Annotated in this window: 16 protein-coding genes; 2 read left to right on the forward strand and 14 right to left on the reverse strand. The window is 62.6% G+C overall.

Translation table 11 applies throughout. The annotated features are described in order from the left end of the window. Positions 1-49 precede the first annotated feature (49 nt). The 6 genes from RPF88_RS19665 to RPF88_RS19690 form a co-directional block, all read right to left on the reverse strand. Positions 50-2,437: a polysaccharide biosynthesis tyrosine autokinase gene (locus RPF88_RS19665; protein WP_024501825.1), complete on the reverse strand. Its 2,388-nt coding sequence runs from the start codon at positions 2,435-2,437 to the stop codon at positions 50-52. 235 nt (positions 2,438-2,672) lie between these two features. Then, positions 2,673-3,569, reverse strand: coding sequence for a UTP--glucose-1-phosphate uridylyltransferase (locus RPF88_RS19670; protein ID WP_337123005.1), 897 nt, complete (start codon positions 3,567-3,569; stop codon positions 2,673-2,675). A 74-nt stretch (positions 3,570-3,643) separates the two neighbouring features. Continuing rightward, a complete protein-coding gene (locus RPF88_RS19675; RefSeq protein WP_337123007.1) occupies positions 3,644-4,612 on the reverse strand; it encodes a glycosyltransferase family 2 protein in 969 nt (322 codons plus the stop codon). Then, the gene (locus tag RPF88_RS19680; protein WP_275954152.1) at positions 4,602-5,552 is read right to left on the reverse strand and encodes a glycosyltransferase; all 951 of its coding nucleotides are present in this window, start codon (positions 5,550-5,552) and stop codon (positions 4,602-4,604) included. The genes RPF88_RS19675 and RPF88_RS19680 overlap by 11 nt, the downstream gene beginning before the upstream one ends. Beyond that, positions 5,552-6,547, reverse strand: coding sequence for a glycosyltransferase family 2 protein (locus RPF88_RS19685; RefSeq protein ID WP_337123008.1), 996 nt, complete (start codon positions 6,545-6,547; stop codon positions 5,552-5,554). Before RPF88_RS19685 ends, RPF88_RS19680 begins: the two co-directional genes overlap by 1 nt. A 40-nt stretch (positions 6,548-6,587) precedes the next feature. Continuing rightward, positions 6,588-7,760, reverse strand: coding sequence for a glycosyltransferase (locus RPF88_RS19690; RefSeq protein ID WP_337123009.1), 1,173 nt, complete (start codon positions 7,758-7,760; stop codon positions 6,588-6,590). Between the two features lie 185 nt (positions 7,761-7,945). Between RPF88_RS19690 and RPF88_RS19695 the strand changes: the two genes are divergently transcribed. Together RPF88_RS19695 and RPF88_RS19700 are read left to right on the forward strand one after the other, a co-directional pair. After that, positions 7,946-9,442, forward strand: a complete 1,497-nt coding sequence (locus tag RPF88_RS19695; protein WP_337123010.1) for a lipopolysaccharide biosynthesis protein — start codon at positions 7,946-7,948, stop codon at positions 9,440-9,442. A 52-nt stretch (positions 9,443-9,494) separates the two neighbouring features. Beyond that, positions 9,495-10,517 (forward strand): phosphoribosyltransferase family protein, encoded by a 1,023-nt coding sequence (locus tag RPF88_RS19700; RefSeq protein ID WP_013528105.1) that lies wholly within the window; start codon positions 9,495-9,497, stop codon positions 10,515-10,517. Positions 10,518-10,534: 17 nt separating this feature from the next. Here the strand turns inward: RPF88_RS19700 and RPF88_RS19705 are convergent, their stop codons facing one another. The 8 genes from RPF88_RS19705 to RPF88_RS19740 all read right to left on the reverse strand — a co-directional run bounded on the left by RPF88_RS19705 (position 10,535) and on the right by RPF88_RS19740 (position 19,018). Further along, positions 10,535-11,614 carry a glycosyltransferase gene (locus RPF88_RS19705; protein WP_064992952.1) on the reverse strand — a complete coding sequence of 360 codons (1,080 nt, stop codon included), beginning with the start codon at positions 11,612-11,614 and terminating at the stop codon, positions 10,535-10,537. Positions 11,615-11,688: 74 nt separating this feature from the next. After that, a complete protein-coding gene (locus RPF88_RS19710; protein ID WP_013528107.1) occupies positions 11,689-12,138 on the reverse strand; it encodes a hypothetical protein in 450 nt (149 codons plus the stop codon). 13 nt (positions 12,139-12,151) lie between these two features. Then, positions 12,152-13,594, reverse strand: coding sequence for a GMC oxidoreductase (locus RPF88_RS19715; protein ID WP_013528108.1), 1,443 nt, complete (start codon positions 13,592-13,594; stop codon positions 12,152-12,154). A 92-nt stretch (positions 13,595-13,686) separates the two neighbouring features. Beyond that, positions 13,687-15,018, reverse strand: coding sequence for a UDP-glucose dehydrogenase family protein (locus tag RPF88_RS19720; RefSeq protein WP_013528109.1), 1,332 nt, complete (start codon positions 15,016-15,018; stop codon positions 13,687-13,689). A gap of 67 nt (positions 15,019-15,085) precedes the next feature. Further along, on the reverse strand, positions 15,086-15,940 hold the full coding sequence (locus RPF88_RS19725; protein ID WP_024501832.1) for a family 16 glycosylhydrolase: 855 nt from the start codon (positions 15,938-15,940) through the stop codon (positions 15,086-15,088). 154 nt (positions 15,941-16,094) lie between these two features. Continuing rightward, positions 16,095-16,490 carry a hypothetical protein gene (locus tag RPF88_RS19730; RefSeq protein WP_337123014.1) on the reverse strand — a complete coding sequence of 132 codons (396 nt, stop codon included), beginning with the start codon at positions 16,488-16,490 and terminating at the stop codon, positions 16,095-16,097. Positions 16,491-16,779: 289 nt separating this feature from the next. Further along, positions 16,780-17,802 carry a glycosyltransferase family 2 protein gene (locus RPF88_RS19735; protein WP_013528112.1) on the reverse strand — a complete coding sequence of 341 codons (1,023 nt, stop codon included), beginning with the start codon at positions 17,800-17,802 and terminating at the stop codon, positions 16,780-16,782. A 91-nt stretch (positions 17,803-17,893) separates the two neighbouring features. Beyond that, positions 17,894-19,018 carry a nucleotidyltransferase family protein gene (locus RPF88_RS19740; protein ID WP_013528113.1) on the reverse strand — a complete coding sequence of 375 codons (1,125 nt, stop codon included), beginning with the start codon at positions 19,016-19,018 and terminating at the stop codon, positions 17,894-17,896. Between the last annotated feature and the right edge of the window lies 1 nt (position 19,019).

A 19,019-nucleotide genomic window follows, 5' to 3' on the forward strand; every position in this document is an offset into this window, starting at 1 on the left:
CTGAAGATCGATACACTTCAGAGTGGACCCACTCGCGCAACGGTCGACGTCAGACCGGCGCCTTGCCGCGCACTTCCGACTTTTCCAGATAGTAGCTCGAATATTTATCGAAGAATTTTTCCGAACCGCCGAACGAGCCGTATTTGGCCAGTTTCTTCAAATCGACCTTGTTCAGCACCGCGCCGACGATCTTGTTGGCGACATAGGGTTCGGATTCCAGCATCGACCTGACCATCGCGCGCGGGGTGCGCCCCCACTCGGTGACCAGTACAAAACCGTCGACCAATGGCGCGAAGGCCTTGGCGTCGACCACCGGTCCGAGCGGCGGCAGATCGACGACGATGTATTCGAACGTCTCCTTGGCGTTCTCGATGAAGCGCCGCATGCCGGCCGAGGAGAGAAGTTCGCTGGTATGCGAGAAGTGACCGCGCAGCACCGCCGGGATGATCGCCAGCTTCGTCTGCCTGTCGATCTTGCCGACGGACTGCCAGGTCTGGCCGCCGACCACCGCTTCCATCAAGCCCTGCTCGGTTTCCATGCCAAGGCCTCGGCTGAGGCCGGGATTGCGCAAGTCGCCGTCGATCAGCAGCGTCTTGGAGCCATTGGCGGCAAGCAAGCCGGCGAGATTTGCCGCGACCGTCGACTTGCCCTCGCCGGGAAGCACCGAGATGATGCCGATGACGCGGCTGCCTTGCCCTTCCATCACGACATCGAAGGCGATCTTGGCGCTGCGCAGCGTTTCGGAGAACATCGAGGCTGGAGAATCGATGCTGACCCGCATGCGCGCCCGCTTTTCGGCTGAAGACAGCGATTGGGTGGTCTTGGCGTCCACCTGGGTCTCGCCCGGCTTTTCTTCCTTGCCGAGCTTGCCGCCGATCGTCGGCAGGTAGCCGAGGAATTTGAGGTTGACGCGGTCGCGCACGTCCTCGCCGGTCCTGAAGAAGCGTTCGTTGAACTCGTTCAGGCCACCAAAGCCGGCGCCCATCAGCAGGCCAAGCACCAGCGAAAGTCCGAGCACGACGATGGTGCGCGGGCTTGAGGCCGTCATCGGCATCGACGCGTCCGAGATGATGCGGATCTTGCCGACCGGGAAGGACTGCTGCTGCGCGGCTTCCTCGTAACGACCCAGGAATGTCTGATAGAGCGTGGTGAGCGCCGTCGCCTGCTGATCGAGTTCACGCAGCTTGACTTGCGTCTGGTTGTCGACGGAACTCTTGCCTTGCGCGGCCGCGACGTTGGCCCTGAGCGCGGTCTCGCGTGCCTGCGCCACCTCATATTCGTTGCGATAGCTTTCGGTCAGCTGCTTCAGCTCGCCGAAAATCTGCGTCGATATGTCGGCCTTCTCCTTGGAGAGAGCCACCGCCTGCGGGTGCTCGGGGCCGAAATTCGCCTCGACGTCCTGCAGCCGCTTGGCCACCGTGAGGTAGCGGGTCTTGAGCGCCGATATGACCGAGCTGCTTGGCTGGTCGCTCGATATGGCGGCATCCTTGAAAGCGTTTTCGGAGCCGCTGTCGACGATGGCCTTGTACTGCTGGTAGCGGGCGCTGGCGCGTGCGGTGTCGGCCTGCGCCACGATAAGCTGGGCGTTGAGGTCGGAAAGCTGCTTGTCGCTCATCAGCTGGCCATCGCTGTTGGCGGCCAGCCCATGTTCGGCCCTGAATTTCTCAACCGCGAGCGAAGCTGCCTGCGAGCTCTGGCGCAGCTCCGTCAACCGGCCCTGCAGCCAGACCGCAGCCCGCTCGGTGGCATCGAAGCTGGCATCGAGCTGATCGGCGAGATAGGCATCGGCATAGGCCTTGGTGATGGCGTTTGCCAAGGCCGGATCCGTCGCCTGATAGCCGAGCGCGATGACGTAGCTTCGGCCGACGCGTTCCGCCCGGATCTCGTTCTGCAGCTTGAGGATCGCGTAGTCGCGGCGCGACGTGGCGATCAGCGCATCGCGGGCGGCCGGGTCGAGCTTGCTGAAGTCAGCGCCACCCGGCATGGAAGAGCTGGGGCGGACATACTGGATCAGGCCGCGGATGAGGCCTATGCCTTGGGCAAGCGCCGACTGGGGCGGATTCATGAACGTGTCGTTCTGGTCGAGCTTCAGCTTGTCGACGACCACGGCGGCAAGCCGCGTCGAGGTCAGGATCTCGATCTGGCTCAGGATGGCGGAATCGGTCTGCATGGTTGTCGACGTCGCCGAAATGTCGTCGACGATCTTGTTCAAGCCCTCGTCGATCAGCACGCTGGCGATCGACTGATATTTGGGCGGCGTTGTCTGCAAATAGAGCAGGCCCAGGAAGAGACCGATGACGGCACACACGGCAACCACCTTGGCCTGCCGTGCGGCCATGCCAAGCAGCCGCTCGATATCGATGAAGTCTTCGCCGTCTCCTGCGTCCGAATTCGGCAATGGCATCCTCTTGTCGAGAGGAAAGTTGGCATAATTCATCTTCGGTCCAATTCTAGAGCCGGTCCTATTCCGATTGATCGCAATTGGCTCTATCTTACTGTTTCAACATGATCTTTTCCGGAAACCGGGACCCACTTTCAGGGATCATGCCTTGGCTTGCAGGCGCCTCGAAGATCGGGAGCATCGCCAGAGCAATGCAAGCGTCGTGCCAGACGGAGAGAACCTGCCGGCCCCTCTTCGCCGGCCATCTGACGATACTCCCGAAAGATGGGCATTATGCGGCTTCTTCCTGGCGTTCATGCGACCGGACGAACTCCTGAAGCATCTCGAAAACCGGACCCTTCATGTCGTCGCGCGCCAGCGCGAAGGCGATGTTGGCCTGGATGAACCCTTCCTTGGAACCACAGTCGAACATGCGGCCGAGAAAAGGCTGGGCGAAGAACGGCTGATCCTTCGACAGACGAACCATGGCATCCGTCAGTTGAATCTCGTTGCCGGCGCCGCGCTGCTGATTGCCCAGGAGCGCGAAAATCTCCGGCTGCAGGATGTAGCGGCCGTTGATGTAGAAGTTCGAAGGCGCATTGGCCGGCGCCGGCTTCTCGACCATGGCCGTCACCTCGAAACCGCCGCCGATCTCGGCGCCACGGCCAACGATGCCATATTTGTTGGTCTCGCTGGGTTCGCAACGCTCGACGGCGATCACGTTGCCGCCCGTGCGCTCATAAAGCTCGACGGTTTCGGCGAGGCATCCGCGACCGCCGAAGGACACCATGTCCGGCAGCAGCAAGGCGAAGGGCTCGTTGCCGACAACCTCGCGCGCGCACCAGACGGCATGGCCGAGGCCTTGCGGGGATTGCTGGCGGATGAAGCTGGTGGCGCCGGCCACAGGCAGCATGCTTTCGAGCGCCTCCAGCTGGGTCTTCTTGCCGGTCTGCTCCAGGGTGCCGATCAATTCCGGATGCAGGTCGAAATAGTCCTCGATCACCGCCTTGTTGCGACCGGTCACGAAGACGATGTGCTCGATGCCCGCCTCGAAGGCCTCGTCCACCGCATATTGGACGACGGGCCTGTCGACGACGGGAAGCATTTCCTTCGGCATCGACTTGGTCGCCGGCAGGAACCGCGTTCCAAGCCCCGCCACCGGTATCACGGCCTTCCTGATTTTCTTCATCGCAAATTCCTTCTGAGGAGATCGACTTCAATCCGTTCACAGGCCACGAAAATTCCCTCCATGTGCCTGCATCTTCACCTCCCCGCCCCGACGGCAAATTGTGCCGCCATTCTTCGCAACCGCACGGCGATCGGCATGCCCATATGCCTGACCGCCGCCGGGTCGCTGAGCGCAGTCCGGATCGCCTTGAGCGGGGACCGCGCCTTGATGTGCTGTACCAGTGACAGAAACGATGCCGCCTTGCGCAGGCTGCGGCCACGCCGCGCGAACGCGGCCTGCGCGGCCTCATCCATCCGATGGGTTTGAGCGAACACGGCATCCGCCCTGCGCATGGCTTCGACGTGGTGAAGCTCGAGCACGCGCGAAATGGAGGCGCTGCGAATATGGTAGGCATAGCCGATATCGGGCTCGACGACGCATTTTCCGCCCTTGGCCAGGGCGGCGGCAAAGAGGATGTAGTCTTCGCCGATCCTCAGCTTCTCGTCATAGCGAAGCCGGTTTTTGTTCAGGAACTCGCGCTGGAAGATCGGCTTGAGGTAGCCGAGGTTGAACTTGGATTCGAAGACGACGTTGCCGGCGATGTAGGTGGCCAGCGAAATCTCGCGCAAGCCTTCCAGATATTGCCGCGGAAACATCGCGTCCTCGATAACGCCGTCCTCGCGAACGACCTGCAGATTGTCGACGGCGATCTGGGCATCCGCGCTTTCGGCACGCGCGATCATCTTGGCGAGCCGGCCGGGAAAGACCGCGTCGTCGGAATCGAGAACCGCGATCCATCTGCCGCGGGCGGCATCGAGGCCGGCATTCCTGGCGCCGCCCGGGCCGCGATTGCTTGGCAGGGCGATGACACGGACGATATCCCCGGGATAGGCCCGCGCAACATCGAGCGTCGCATCGCGCGACTTGTCGTCGACGACGATGATTTCGACGCTGACACCCTTCTGGGCGATGGCGCTGGCGATCGCCCGATCAAGGGTCGTCTCGGCATTGTAGGCGGCAATAACGAAGGAAACATCGGGGATAGAGCTGACGTCAGGCTGCACGCTTGCCTCCCTCCTGTGGCGACGGCTGGCCATAGAGGCGGATTTCGCGGATGCCGACGAGGCCGCTGACGACACCAACATGCATAATGCCGCGCAGCACGCTGCGGTTCCTGCGTACCGGACTGACGACGACCGGAAGTGCCGAGGCGAAGCAATAGATGGCCTTTGCCGAGGCCAGGCCGACCTGCTTGGCCAGGCCGATTCCGCTGGCGCTGCTGCCCAGGAGATGGCCATGCGTCTGGCCGACGCGGAAGCGGCGGCGGCCGAGCCAATCGAATGCCGCCCTGGAGCGCGGCACCACCTCGTCGACCCACGCCTCGGGCGAGAAGGCGATGCGGCCGCCTGCCTTGTGCATCTGGTCGAAGAATTCGGTGTCCTCGCCGCCGGTCTGGCCACGCGCCAGGCTGAAGCGGCGGCCGCGCAGGCTGTCCGAGCCCATCCGCAGCAGAACGTTGCAGGTGTAGCCGGTCTGGATCTCGCCGCGCACCCAGACGGGCAAGGTCGAATGGAAATCGCCGCGCCGCATCCAGTCCGGCGCGTCCGGGCGATAGCGCGCCCTGACCGGGCCGAGCACGGCGGCGGCACCGCTTTGCTGCGCCATCGCGACCAGTTCGGCAAGCCATGGCGTCGTGGCCGTCTCGTCGTCATCGATGAAGGCGACGAAATCCGCGGTGCTCGCATCGAGGCAGGCGTTGCGGGCGATCGAGATGTTGCGCGCCGGGGCGTGCTGATAGTGGATCGGCACCGTCAATTCCCGCGACAGCGCCGCCACCAGGTCACGGGCCGTTGGGGTGTCGTCATTGTCGGCGACGACGATGCGGACATCGAATCCCACCGGCATCTCCATGGCGTCGAGCGAGCGCAGCGTGTCGGCCAGTTCCGGCCGGCGGAACGTGCAGACGCCGATGTCGATGCTGCGGTTCTTTGCCGACACCGCCATCAGGCCACTCCTCGTCGCGAGCCGAGGCCGAGAAGCTGCAGCCAGAAGCCGACCGACCAGCCAAGATGCATGACCATGGCCGAGACACCGGCCAGCGCAACGTCGGCCTTGCGCTGGCGGATAGCCGCCACCAGCCCGTAGCCCAGGCAAACCGACGCCCACAGCAGCAGCGGCACCGCCGCCAGCCAGTGCACGAAGGAGAAGGCCGCCAGCAGCACCACCGGGAACACCAGCAGCGGCACCATCTGCCTCACCTTCGGGATGACGCGATGCTTCAGTACATTCTTGGCACGCCCGCGACCGTAGCCGAGATACTGGAAATAGAGGCCTGAGAGCGAGGCACGCGGGTAGTAGACCATCTGCGTCTTGCCGCTCATCCAGATCTTGTAGCCGGCCTTGCGCAGGCGATAATCGAGCTCGGCGTCCTCGTTGTGGCTGAACGTTTCGTCATAGCCGCCGACGGCGCCGAACGCCGATATCCGCATCAGTGCATGATGGCCGTGATCGATCCACTGTCCCTGCGAAAGATGCCTATGCTTCGAGCCGCCGGTGCCGAGCTTGGAGTTCTGCGCCGCGGCCGCCGCCTTCTGCACGGCACCGCTGCCGCTGGTCAGCATCGAAACGACAACCGAATCCGCCGATGTAGCCAAGGCTTCCTCGACCAGCCGGTCGCAATAATCGTCGGGATAACCGCCATGCGCATCGATGCGGATGAGATAGTCGGCACCATCGCCGAAAGTACCGACGGCGAGATTGATCGCCGCGCTCTGGATACGCCGCTTGTTGTGGAGCAGGATAACGCGCGGGTCCCTGGCAATGACGTCCTCTAGGATGGAAAGCGTGCCGTCGGTGCTGCCGCCGTCGGCGACGATGATCCGGGCGCCAAGCCGGGCGGCCGCGGGCCGCAATTGATCGAGCAGCGCACCGATATGGGCGGCTTCGTTCAGGCATGGGATAACGATCAGGCTGGATGAGGGTTTTTCCGTCTGCGTCATCAACCTCTGTCCATCTTGCCTCTGTCCATCCCCTGCCATCCTATGCCAATGCCTCGGCGGCAAACGAACCGGGCACGGCCGTCAGGCTGCGCAGCCGCTCGACAAGCGCACGGCAATCGCTGCGATCGTAGCTCCAGGTTCTCGGGTTGCGCGCCAGAACACGCCCCTTCAGCCTGGCGAAGCGATGCTCCTCCATCTTGCCTAGCGCGGCTTCGAGCGCTTCGGGCGACGCTTGCGGCAACAGCACGCCGATATCCTGCTGCTTGAGGAATCGCCCGGTCTCGGTGTTGCCCATCGAGATCGGCACCGCGCCGAAACGGCAACCCTCATAGAGCCGGTTGGGCAGAAGCCATTCGGAGTTCTGCCCCGCTTCGAAGAAATCGATCGCCCAGGAAAAATGGACATCGTTGTAGATCGCCGCCATGTCTTCCGGATTGCGGTAGGGCCCGAGAAACGACAGCCATGGCTCGGCTTCGACAAAGCCGTGAAAGTCAGGGAATTCCGACAAAGCCGGACGGCCGCGCAGCACGATCTCGAAGCGGCCCTCCATGCGGCGGGAGAAATCAGCCAGCAGCTCGAGCGAGCGGCGGCAGCGCAGCGCGCCGAACCAGCCGATCCGCCATGGCGGGCCGACCGGGCTCTCTTCAGCCTCCGGAGCGCCGGGCACAATCGTCGCGGCCTCGAAATATTTGTTTTCGACCAGCTCGATGGGTGCCGCGACCTGGCCGAACGGCTTGAAATAATTGGCGATGAAGGCAGGCGAACTGGTCACCAGCAGCTTCACATCCCTGGCCAGAAATCGTTCGGTGGCACGCAGCGCCTTGCCCAGGACATCGTTGCGCAGCACAAGCCGATGAATGTCGAGGCACTCGTATACGATCGGAACCGATGCACCGAAGGCTGACCTGGCGCGGCGGGCAAGCGCCAGCATTTCCAGGTTGCGCGCGACGATGACATCCGGCTTTGGCATGCCGCCCAGCTTCGAGCCTATCGAAACGGCTGCTTTGGCTACGGCCGCGAGGCGTTGGCCGAATCGCCCGTCACGCGTCCCGCCGAGGTCGATCGGGCGCAGTCCCTCGATATCCGCAATCGGATTCGCGGTGCGACGGAAGCCGGCCAAGGTGACCTGGGCCCCACCTGCCCTGAGCATCGTGATCCGCCGGCGCACCGCCGGGTCGGAAACGTCGTGCACTAGGTACAAGACATGCAGCATAAAAACTCGACCGCTGTTGGCCCACCCGAGGGAATGCTAGTACAGGCCTTGCTGCATCGCAACATTTTTGCTGCACCAATCGACGTTTTCTGTTGCACTGCAAAATTATTGCCGTAGTTTGTGGTCGGCGGCGGTCGTGGATTTTCGGGCTCGAAAACCCACGTAAAAAATCAGGAATCCTGAATTTGGAAGCCAATGCATTCGATCCGCCAGAAGGCTCCTTGCGCAAATCGGTTGGGCGCGGCGCGGTTGTCACGGCCATGGCGCAATCGGTGCGGGTCGCGACACAGATTCTGTCGGTTATCGTGCTGTCGCGGTTGTTGTCGCCACAGGATTTCGGTGTCGTGGCGATGTGCGCGCCGGTGCTTGCCTTTATCGCACTGTTCCAGGATTTCGGCCTGACCCAGGCAACGATCCAGAAATCAGGCATCCGGCATGAGGAGGTGAACTACCTCTTCTGGATCAATGTCGCCGTCAGCGCGATCCTGGCTTGCGTGCTTGCGGGTGCGGCGCCGCTGGTTGCTGCCTTCTACGGCGAGCCGCGCGTGACAGGTCTGGTGGCTGCGTTCGGGCTGCAGATCATGGCCTATGGGCTTGGCGCCCAGCATCTGGCGCTCTTGACGCGCCGTATGCAGTTCGGCCGGCTGGCCGTCATCGACGTCGCCAGCGCAATCGCCGGGCTTGCCGTGTCGATCGCCTGGACCTTCATCGATCGCTCCTATTGGGCCCTGTTTGCCGGCACGCTGACCGGTGCCGTGCTGCCGACGCTCTGCTACTGGGCGAGTTCGCGCTGGCGTCCGGGCCTGCCGCGCAAGGTCGCCGGCATCGGCGAGCTGATCAATTTCGGCGCCGGCATCACCGGCTTCAACTTCGCCAATTTCTTTGCCCGCAACCTCGACAACGTGCTGATCGGCAAATATTGGGGCGAGGCGCAGCTCGGCCTCTATGACCGCGCCTACAAGCTGCTTCTGTTTCCGCTGAGCCAGATCACCAACCCCTTGTCGAAGGTGATGGTTCCAGCACTTTCCAGGCTGAAGGACGAACCGGATCGCTACCGCAGCGCCTATCTGCGCGTCATGCCGCTGATCCTGCTGGTGGCGCTTCCCGGTGTCGCCTTCGCCACCGCGATGTCGGATGTGCTGATCCCCTTCGTGCTCGGCGAGCAATGGCGCGCAAGCGCCTCGATTTTCCTGGCGCTCGGCTTTGCCGGGCTGCTGCAGCCGCTCAACAATCCGGCGGGGTGGCTTTTCGTCAGCCAGGGCCGCTCCGGCGATTTCATGCGCTGGGGCATCATAACGGCCGTGACGTCGGTGCTGGCTTTCATGCTCGGCCTGCCCTATGGCGCGCTGGGCGTGGCGATCGCCTATGCGATCAGCGAATATCTGCGGACGCCGTTCCTATGGCTCTATGTCGGCAAGAGCGGACCGCTGCAGGCGCATCATGTGCTGCGCGCGGCAACGCCGTTCGTGCTTGGCGCCCATCTGGCGCTGGCCGCGATCTGGTTCGTCAAGCCAGCGCTGCCGCAGCAGCATGTCGTCGCCCTGGCCAGCAGCGCCGTGCTCGCCTACCTCATCACGATCATCATCGCACTGGCATTCGCCTCCGGCCGCGAAGCCTTGCGCGAGGCGCTCAAGATGCTGCCGGCAAGGCTGCCTGCGGCAGCGCCGCGCGAAGCGCAATAATTTGGGCGTCTTCGACTGCTACGGACATCTCCTCCAGGACCAGGTCTGAACCATGCACTACCGATCGATCTCCGATATGAACGACGCCATCGTCAGGGGCCTGCACCGGCTGCCGCGCGACATCGACCTGGTCGTCGGTGTGCCGAGAAGCGGCGTTTTGGCAGCGACGCTGGTCAGCCTTGCCGCGAACATCCCGATGACCGATCTCGACAGCTTCCTGGCTGGGCGAATCTACACATCAGGCGTCACCAAGCGCCGGGCCGCTCTCGACCGCAAGGTTTCCGAGATGCGCAAGGTGCTGGTGATCGACGACAGCGTCGCCGGCGGCAACGCCATGCGCGACGCACGCGCCCGCATCCAGGCTGCGGGCATCGAGGCGGACTTCACCTTTGCCGCCGTGTTCGGCCTTGAGCCCCTGCACCAGGAAACCGACCTCGTCTTCGAGGTCGTGCCGCATCCGCGCATGTTCCAGTGGAACTTCATGCATCACAAATTCCTGGCGCAATGCTGCGTCGACATTGACGGCGTGCTGTGCCTCGACCCGACAGAGGCGGAAAACGACGACGGCCCGGCCTATGAGAAATTCCTCAGCGAAGCGCGGCCGCTCCATGTCGCGACCCACAGGATCGGCTGGCTGGTCACCAGCCGGCTGGAGAAATACCGCGCGCTCACCGAGGCATGGCTCGCCAAGCATGAGATCAAATACGACCAGCTGATCATGCTCGATCTGCCGAGCAAGGCGGAACGGCAACGACTCGGCGCGCATGGCAGTTTCAAGGCCGATTTCTACCGCAAGTCCGATGCCATCCTGTTCATCGAGAGCGAGCACGAACAGGCGCTGAAGATCACCGAACTGTCAGGCAAGCCGGTGCTGTGCGTCGAAACGCATATGGTCAGCTTCCCCGACGCGCTGTCGCTGCCGGCACTTGGCCAGGCGGCCCGCAACCTGCCGGCAAGGCTGCGGCAGATCAAGTCGCAAGAGGGCCGCAAGAGCGCCGCCAAGACCATTGCCCGCGCACTGCTTGGCGCCCGCGGCTACGAGACGCTGAAAAGCCGGGTCAAGCGTCCGGCCTGACCTGCTCAGGCGCGTCGTCAGGCCGCCTGTCGCGCACGCTGCTGCATGGCCCTGTCCAGTATCGAGAAGAAGGTGATGAACTGGCGATCGGGATCGAGTTCCGGGCGCCCGGCGAAGCTGCGAGCGAGACTGGAAAGCCGGTCATATTCCTGGTTGTCGCTCCACAGCCGCCTGACGGCCGCGACCCAATCGGCCAGCGGAGCATCGTAATCCAGCACCACGCCACCGGAGCCGACAGCCTCGGGCAGACCGCCGCGCCGCGAACCGATAACGGGGATTCCGCTGCAATGGGCCTCCGAAGCGACGCGGCCCCACGCCTCTTCCCACTTGCTGGGAGCAAGCAGGATCTTCGTGCGACCATAGACCGTCTTCATGTCGCTGGTGCGGCTCTCCAGGACGACATTGCCCAAGGGAGCGATCGTCTGTTCGATCCGCGCCCGGTGATCGTCGTCGAGCTTCCAGCTTTCGACGAACAGGAATGGAATTTCGCGGCAGGCGCCGGCAATCCGCACCGCGAGCTCAAATCCCTTTTCCTCATAGGGGTTGATCAGCGTGACGAACTGGCCCGTCGTCGGCGTCGAGTAATGCGCCGGGTTGATGGTTGGCGGGATCACCGCTGCCTCGATGCCGAATTCTTTTTTGTAGGTTCGCGCGGTGAAATCCGAATTGGCAATGTAAAGCGCCGAATGCAATTCGCGCAGATCGCCGCCCAGTTCATGGAACTCGACATTGCGGAGATAAACGACCAGAGGCACGCCCTCCGCCTGCAGCGCCTTGCCGATCGGAACCGATTTGTGACACTGGACCACGGCGACATCGGGCTTCAGCCTGTCGACGGCATAACCCGCCGCTTCCCAGGGAAACCAGGCCCGCACCACCGGATAGCCGGGATAGCTGTCGACAACCGCCGGCTGCCGCAACAGCTTCATCTTGGCGCGTGCCTTGAAGCCGAAGACACCGTCACCGAACAGGGCGGCGAGCACAGCCGCTTCATGACCGTGCTCGATCAACTGTTCGGCCAGATGATGCGTGCTCGACTGAACGCCGCCACTGAACTCGGGCGGGTAGCCGTTGCCGCCTGCAAAGAGAACTTTCATGATCGGGCTCCTTGTCGCATCTCGTATTCCTTGCTCGGAGACAACAGGCAAAGGCCGCCGCCTCGCTTTCGACGTCAGGCAAGTTTCGGCGGCTCCAGATTGGCGAAGGGATTGGTACAGGATTGCCAGCCGGTAAACCGGATCGGGTCGTTGGGCGAACTGCGCCAGGCGTAGTCCGTCAGCATATGGAATTCGGCGACGACCCAGCGGTCGAAATGCAGCAGATCTTCCCGCTTCCGCCGGGGCAGCAAGCGACGCGCGGCGCCCAGTTTGAGCTCCTCCACCAGGGTGACGGCATCACTCAGTTTTTCGCTTGGGAAATTCCATGGATTCCTGTCGCGGAACGCCAGCACGAACTGCTGCAGATGCTCGATGCGGATGTTCAACTTGCCAAGATATTTTTCCAGCGTGACGCGCACCAGATCCTCGTCCGAGAAGGAGGAAACGGTGGCGTAGGCGACCCCCGTCGAAACCACTCCGCCAGCCAAGACGGCCAGGGCCGAGCGTCTGGAAATCTCGATCATGCGATACCTCCTTTCACGCGATCCGGCTCGCCGCCCGCAAGGACAGCGCTGCCGCGGTCAGGCTCGGGTTGGCGCAGGAGCAGCTCGGATAGGTGCTGGTGCCGACGACGACCAGGTTTCTGAGCTGATGGTGGATCATGCCGCTGTCGACCACAGAATCGGCCGGGCCGGTGCCCATCCTCAGCGTGCCCTGGACGTGCGATTCGGTCGGCCGAATGCCGCGGTCGAAGAGCTTTTCGACCGGCAGCGGCGCCAGAAGGTCAGGCAATTTCTCCAGAGCGCGCGCCATGCCCTTCACCGCGTAGTCCGATGGCGCCTTGAAGCTGACGAAGGCATTGTCATCCGCGTCAAGCGTGACGTAGTTCTCGGGGTCGAGCAGGTTCTCGGTGACCACGACCAACGGCAGCGCCTGGCGTAGCCGCCCCTTTTCGGCACGCATTCCGTGCTGCCAGCGGTTCTCGAAATAGACCAGTGCCGCCGCATGCTCCGATCGGTGAGGACCATCATAGAGGCCGAAATTCAGGCCGGTTGTGATGGTGCTGCCGTCGAAATTGTCGACGCCGTCGAGATAGACCTCGAAATTCCAGCCGTAGGATTCATGCAGGCCGCTGCCGACAAATTCGCCGCCCAGGCCGGATCGCAGCATGATCGCCGCACTCTGGATGGCATTGGCGCCGAGAATGAAGAGATCGCCGCTGACCTGGTATTCCTTGCCGTCATGGCTGAACGTGACCGAACGGACAGCACCGCCGACGTGATCGAGCCGGCGCACTTCCGCACCGAGGCAGACCGAGATGTCGGGATGCTCGAAGACGTGCATCAACCCGTTGTTGACGGTGAATTTGGCGTCGACCGGGCACAGCCAGCAACGCAGATTGGCACAGCACGAGCTGCGCTGCGCGGTCGGCACGCGAGCCCGCGCGGTTGGCATGACGAAGTGCTGGTCGGGCTGCGCCGCCTTCATCATCCTGTCCGGTGTCGACATGCGATGCGGCGGTTGCGGAAACGGCTTCGAGCGGGGCAGCATCGCCGCCATGTCGGGGTCGCCGGAGATCGACATGATGTCTTCCGCGTCGCAGTAGAACGGCTCGACGTCGTCATAACTGATCGGCCAGTCATTGCCGATGCCGTAGGTGCTTTTCAGCCGGAAATCATTGGGATGAAATCTTGGCGTCTGCGCGAACCAGCAGTTCGTCCCGCCACCCAGTCCGATCGTGTAGTTCCACGGCTTGTCGGAATTGGTCTTGTAGGTCGTCTCGTCTTCGATGTCGGTGTTGACGTTCTGTTCAAGCTGCCATTCATGGGTGTTGTGGCGTCCCCACTCCAGCACCAGAATGCGCGCCTTTCGGCGCCTGGCGAACTCATGCAGGAAGAAGGCCGAACCGAAGCCGGAACCGATCGCGACGAGATCGAAATGATTCTTGGTGATTTGCTCCGGCTTTACGTCCAGCACCATCAGCTACAACTCCACACAGAAATACGCGCTCAACCCCAGCGCCCGCAGGCCGTGTGCGGACCGGTCTTGCATCCGGCTGCCAGGGCCCGGTCTCATGCCGCCATTCTGCCGATCGAGTGATATTCGATGCCGTGGCGGGCGATGACCTTGGGGTCATAGAGGTTGCGGCCGTCGAAGATGACCGGCGTGGTCAGCGCGTCCTTCACCGCGTCGAAGGACGGCGCGCGAAAGCTCTTCCATTCTGTGGCGATCAGCAGCGCATCGGCGCCGCGAAGCGCTGCCTCCTTGGTGCCGCACAGAAGCAGGTCGTCGCGCAGCCCGTAGATGGCCTGGCATTCCTGCATCGCCTCGGGATCATAGGCCTGCACATTGGCGCCGGCCTTCCAGAGCGCCTCCATCAGGACGCGCGCCGGCGCCTCACGCATGTCGTCGGTGTTGGGCTTGAAGGCCAGACCCCAGAGCGCAAAGGTCCTGCCTTTGAGGTTGCCCTTGAAATAGCGGTCCACCTTGTCGAAGAGAACCGATTTCTGTGCGTTGTTGCGCTCCTCAACGGCGCGCAGCAGCTTGGCGTCGAACTTGACGCCTTCGGCGGTCTTGATCAGCGCCCGCACATCCTTCGGGAAGCACGAGCCGCCATAGCCGAGGCCCGGATAGATGAAATGGTAGCCGATGCGCGGATCGCTGCCGATGCCCTTGCGGACCTCCTCGATGTCGGCGCCGAGTTGTTCGGCCAGATTGGCCATCTCGTTCATGAAGCTGATCTTGGTCGCCAGCATGCAGTTGGCGGCATATTTGGTGAATTCTGCGCTGCGCACGTCCATCACGATCATCTTCTCATGGTTGCGATTGAACGGCGCGTAGAGTTCGCGCATCACAGCCTCGGTGTCCTCGCTGTCGGTGCCGACGATGATGCGGTCCGGCTTCATGCAGTCGGCAACCGCGGACCCTTCCTTGAGGAATTCCGGATTTGAAGCGACATCGAAAGCCAGGTCCTCGCGGCCTCTTTTCTTCAGCGTGTCGGCGATCCTGGCCTTCACCTTTTCGCAGGTGCCGACCGGCACAGTCGACTTGCCGACGACGATCTTGGGTTTGTCCATTTCGCGGCCGATGGTCTCGGCGACTGCCAGCACATATTTGAGGTCGGCCGAGCCGTCCTCACCCGGCGGCGTGCCGACCGCGATCATCTGGATCTCGCCATGCCTGACAGCGGCGGCGGCATCCGTTGTGAACTTGATGCGGCCGGCGGCATGGTTCTCCTTAACGAGGTTTTCCAAACCGGGTTCGAAAATGGGAACCAGGCCCTGGTTGAGCCGCTCGACCTTGGCGGCGTCGATGTCGACGCACACCACCTGGTGCCCGACTTCGGCAAGCACCGCCGCCTGCACGAGGCCGACATAGCCAATTCCAAACACCGTCAAATTCATTCGGTTTCATTCCCATGCAAGGCAGCGGACCGTTTTCGGTCCCGCCGGTTCAAATCGACTTTCCCAACTACTTTACACTGCATGCCAGCGATTCCGGAAATTGACAGGGTTCGCCGAGCGCCGTGAAGGCGACCCGCTCGACCTGCAGGGAAAGCTTGCGGCCCGGATCCGCGAACGCTCCCATCCAGCCCTTCATCGTATCGCTGCCCCAAAAGCTGAAGAATATCTTCTGTGCATGGCTGGGCAGCTTCGCCGGGTCGGTAATCGTGTTCACCAGTTGGCCGTTGACGTACCATCGCAAGCTGTCCTTCTGCCAGACGAAGGCGTAGTCGTTGAAGGCCTTCTCCGTGCCGCCCGGCACGTCGACCAGTTTCTCGTTCTTGCCCTTGCCCGCGATATAGGCGTTGACCTGCACCTTGGAGGTGTCCTTGGTCAGGACCTCGAAGTCGATCTCGTCCCAGGGCTGCTTGTCGCTTGGACCGATATAGGTGAAGAACGCGGCGTTGAGGCCGGAGCCGGTATCGGTCTTCAGCCGTGCCTCATAGGTGCCATAGCCGAAGCGCTGCTTGGTCTGGATCTCGCCGCAGACGTAGTCGCGATCCTTCAGCGTCTGCTTTTCGAAGCCGAGCGACAGCACACCATTCGACAGTTCGACCATATTTTTCGACCAGGTGCAATTCTGATGGCTGCCGTTGTTCCAGCCGTCGGAAACATACCAGCGCGTGCGGTCGAAGCTTTTGAAATCATCGACAAAGGACGGCGATGTCGGAATGTCCTGGGCATGGGAAGGGGTTGCCAGGAAACCGCCAAGAGCAGCCAGCAGCAACGCACCGAGCGACCCCAGCCGCCGGGCGGCTTGTCCGGTCCGATATGCGAGAGGCGGTGCGTCAATTGCCGTCGTAGGTTTCGGATTCCAATTCATACCAAACTCACCTTTGCGCTGTGTGTCCCCAACCCAAAGTCGACGTTCGAACCGCTCCTGCACGGGCCAACCTTGACCTTCCTTGTGACCCTCTCGATTGCTTCTGCTTCCCGCCTTGCATCAAATCTGTTGCAACAGTTCCGAGCCTTCACGTTCAACCTCTGCCGGCGCCTGCCGGCCAGGCGAATTCCGCCGCGGCGGCCGAGGAGGCATCCTCGTCAAAGACCATATTCAGCGAATGACGGAGATCTTTCATCATGCCGTCCTGGCGCGACAGCGCCGCGATGCGGCGCTCGCAATTCAGGATCGACTGTGTCAGGGCGCTGACTTCCGAAGACCGCTTGTCGGAAGCAGAGCCGTTTTCCATCGCTTCGACCAGAAAGGCGGCGTTGGTCGACGTCGTCCGGTAGCGATTCTCAAGCCCGGTTCTCTCGGCCTCGATCTCGGCCGCAATCTGCTCGAACAGCTTTGCCAGACGATCAAGACGTGAAACATCGGCCTGACGGTCGCGGGCCGGATCCCTTGATCTGAAACCGAATATCGAGGCCATGAACTCAGGTTCCCGTCATCGCCGGCTTGTGGGCCGGGCTTCTGGCCGATCCCCGCAGCCGGGGCTCAAAAACTCGTGTTGCGTTGTCGTGCTCCTTTTGAGGGAGAGACATCAGACCAATCGATCGGGGGCCAAGTTCGGCTGGTCGTCCACTATGCTGCACCGCAACATAGACTGCCATCGTCGGAGCCGCGAGGCAACCACCCAATTCGTAAACTCATAAATCCGGCCGAAATGGTTTGCGTGATGACATGCCGCGAGTGGACAAATCGCTGCATCGGGACCGCTCTCAGCGTTCCTTGCCCGTGCTGGTTCCGGCCATCAGAAAGCGCAGCGGCGGCACAGGCTTTTGGCTGGACACAAGGCCGACACGACGAAACAGCGCCTCGAGCTTGTCGGAAGCCACGCCCTGGACGATGGGGACGAGGTTGGACAGGCTGGCGAAGGCGTAAGCCGCAGCCGAGCCCAGCCCCCGCTCGGCCTTGACGTCAAGGAAATTACGCAGCCGATATTTGTCGCGCACGTGCCGTTCATGCCGCCGCAGCACCGCCTTCGAGCCTTCCGGCAGGCTGTCGATCGCCAGCAGCGCCAGATCCGCATCGGCCAAACGCTTCAAGTCCTGGGTCTTGTGGCGGCCGCTCAGGGAATCGGCGCGGACGATGGCGCCGTAGCCGCAGGAGCGAATGACCTTGAACCGCGCCCCGCATGCGACCGCGCGGGCGTAGAGTTCATAGTCCTCGCCCAGCCGCAGGCTCTCGTCGTAGCTCAACCCATGGCGGTCGAGGAAGGCACGGCTGATCACCGGCTTCAAAAAGCCCAGTTCGCCCCTCTGCACGCGGCGCCTGGAGATGTTGCCTTCGACGAAACGCTCGAAATCGAGGAATTCCGGATCGGCGGCAAATTGCGGCGCGACGATTTTCGTCGCGTCGCCCGTCGCATCATCCCTGATCAGCATGATGTTGTCGGCGGCGAAATCCCAATCGGCGCCGGCAAACAGGTTGCGAAACCGGCCTTCGAGGAAGAAATCGTCGGCATCGAGAATGCTGATGAACGGCGATTTCGAGCCGGCGATGGCTGCGTTGCGGGCAAAGGAGGGGCCGCGATTGACATCGAGGCGCATCACGGAGAGCCGCCCACTGCCATCATCGGCGGATCGTGCGACACCGGCGGTGTCGTCGGTGGAGGCATCGTCGACGACCACGACCTCCGCCACTTCCGGTTCGCGCAATGCGGATGCGATGGCGACGGCGATTGTCGCTGCGGCGTTTTTTGCCGCGATGATCACGCAGACCTCGGATTTCGTCATCGACATGGATTTGCCTCTCGTACAGGTAATATCGATTTGCCCTCGCCCCGTACTCGTTCAATGCACTACAGAATTGCCATCAGCATCCAATTTACCTTCAGCGACTCGCCGGCCGCTCGAAGATGCGGCGGCTGATATCGGCGGACGCCGCCCAGCCTGCTTCGGCCAGATAGCGGACCGGCGCGCGGCCGCACAGTTCCCAAAGCACCGTTCGCCGCTGCGGCCACCGCAGCGACGGCAGCCACGGCGCGATGACCATGCTGAGCAGATCCTCATTGCCGATGCGCGGCAGGATCCTGGTCGCGCGCTGTGACAGCAGCGTGCCGGCACCGCCGAGTAGCACGTCGGCGGCGCGCAGGCCAAGCAGCAGCGTGTCGTCCAGACCTTGCGCGGTAGCGGCATCGAGCAAACGCTGCTGATCCGCCTCGTCGAGGCGGCCGGCGCTGGCGCCGATATCACAGACGTATCCGGCGCAGGGTTCCCGGTTGAAAAGTGCCTTGGCGACGCTGATGCAGGACAAAAGCAATGTATCGGCCACCGAGGTGAACGGCACCGTCGCACCGGCGATTTCGACCTGTCGCTTGCGCCGCAGGAACCCGTCCGCGTCGCGCGGGCTTGGCGAGCCGGGCTGCTGGAGGCGGTAGTGGAGATCGACGGTGGACGACCTCGGCCCGTCGTCCCGGGTCATGTGCTGTTCGCCGAGGAAGCGGACCCACCAGACGGAGCTCGACTTGCCTGATACCTCATAGCCGATCTTGCGAAGCGCATCACGCGCCCTGAAAAATCCGAGCGGCGAAACCAGGATGTCGACATCGCCCGAGGGCTTCATAAAATGGTCGTCGTAGAGAAGTTGCTGCTGGAACGGACCCTTCAGAAAAACGAAATCGATCTCGCTGGCGCGCAGCACGTCCTGGATCGCCATCGAATCCATGATGCAGGACGCGTTCATCGAAACCGTTTTCCTGCGGTAGGTGTCGAGCCATTGGAAAAGCTTAGTTGGCCTCTGAAGCGCGGGTGCGCGCGAAAGCGCCTTGAGGACAAAGACGGCGACCTTGTTCAGCCTGGCAATCTCGGCAATTTTTTCACCGTCAAGATGGCGCATCGAAACGTCGCCCGCGCCCGGGCCGGCGAAAAACAATCGCAGGCAAGCCTGCACATAGGCCACCTCGCCGGCACAGCCGGCGGCGCGCAATCGTTCGTATGAGCCATCCGGCAAGGCCATT

Origin of the sequence: Mesorhizobium sp. ISC11, from assembly GCF_037162595.1 — a bacterium.
Classification (GTDB): Bacteria; Pseudomonadota; Alphaproteobacteria; order Rhizobiales; family Rhizobiaceae; genus Mesorhizobium; species Mesorhizobium ciceri.

Excerpts from the sequence above, each read along its gene's own strand:
- RPF88_RS19665 (WP_024501825.1), bottom strand. The coding sequence starts at position 2,437 with ATGAATTATGCCAACTTTCCTCTCGACAAGAGGATGCCATTGCCGAAT.
- RPF88_RS19670 (WP_337123005.1), bottom strand. The coding sequence starts at position 3,569 with ATGAAGAAAATCAGGAAGGCCGTGATACCGGTGGCGGGGCTTGGAACG.
- RPF88_RS19680 (WP_275954152.1), bottom strand. The coding sequence starts at position 5,552 with ATGGCGGTGTCGGCAAAGAACCGCAGCATCGACATCGGCGTCTGCACG.
- RPF88_RS19685 (WP_337123008.1), bottom strand. The coding sequence starts at position 6,547 with ATGACGCAGACGGAAAAACCCTCATCCAGCCTGATCGTTATCCCATGC.
- RPF88_RS19690 (WP_337123009.1), bottom strand. The coding sequence starts at position 7,760 with ATGCTGCATGTCTTGTACCTAGTGCACGACGTTTCCGACCCGGCGGTG.
- RPF88_RS19700 (WP_013528105.1), top strand. The coding sequence starts at position 9,495 with ATGCACTACCGATCGATCTCCGATATGAACGACGCCATCGTCAGGGGC.
- RPF88_RS19705 (WP_064992952.1), bottom strand. The coding sequence starts at position 11,614 with ATGAAAGTTCTCTTTGCAGGCGGCAACGGCTACCCGCCCGAGTTCAGT.
- RPF88_RS19710 (WP_013528107.1), bottom strand. The coding sequence starts at position 12,138 with ATGATCGAGATTTCCAGACGCTCGGCCCTGGCCGTCTTGGCTGGCGGA.
- RPF88_RS19715 (WP_013528108.1), bottom strand. The coding sequence starts at position 13,594 with ATGGTGCTGGACGTAAAGCCGGAGCAAATCACCAAGAATCATTTCGAT.
- RPF88_RS19720 (WP_013528109.1), bottom strand. The coding sequence starts at position 15,018 with ATGAATTTGACGGTGTTTGGAATTGGCTATGTCGGCCTCGTGCAGGCG.
- RPF88_RS19725 (WP_024501832.1), bottom strand. The coding sequence starts at position 15,940 with ATGAATTGGAATCCGAAACCTACGACGGCAATTGACGCACCGCCTCTC.
- RPF88_RS19730 (WP_337123014.1), bottom strand. The coding sequence starts at position 16,490 with ATGGCCTCGATATTCGGTTTCAGATCAAGGGATCCGGCCCGCGACCGT.
- RPF88_RS19735 (WP_013528112.1), bottom strand. The coding sequence starts at position 17,802 with ATGTCGATGACGAAATCCGAGGTCTGCGTGATCATCGCGGCAAAAAAC.
- RPF88_RS19740 (WP_013528113.1), bottom strand. The coding sequence starts at position 19,018 with ATGGCCTTGCCGGATGGCTCATACGAACGATTGCGCGCCGCCGGCTGT.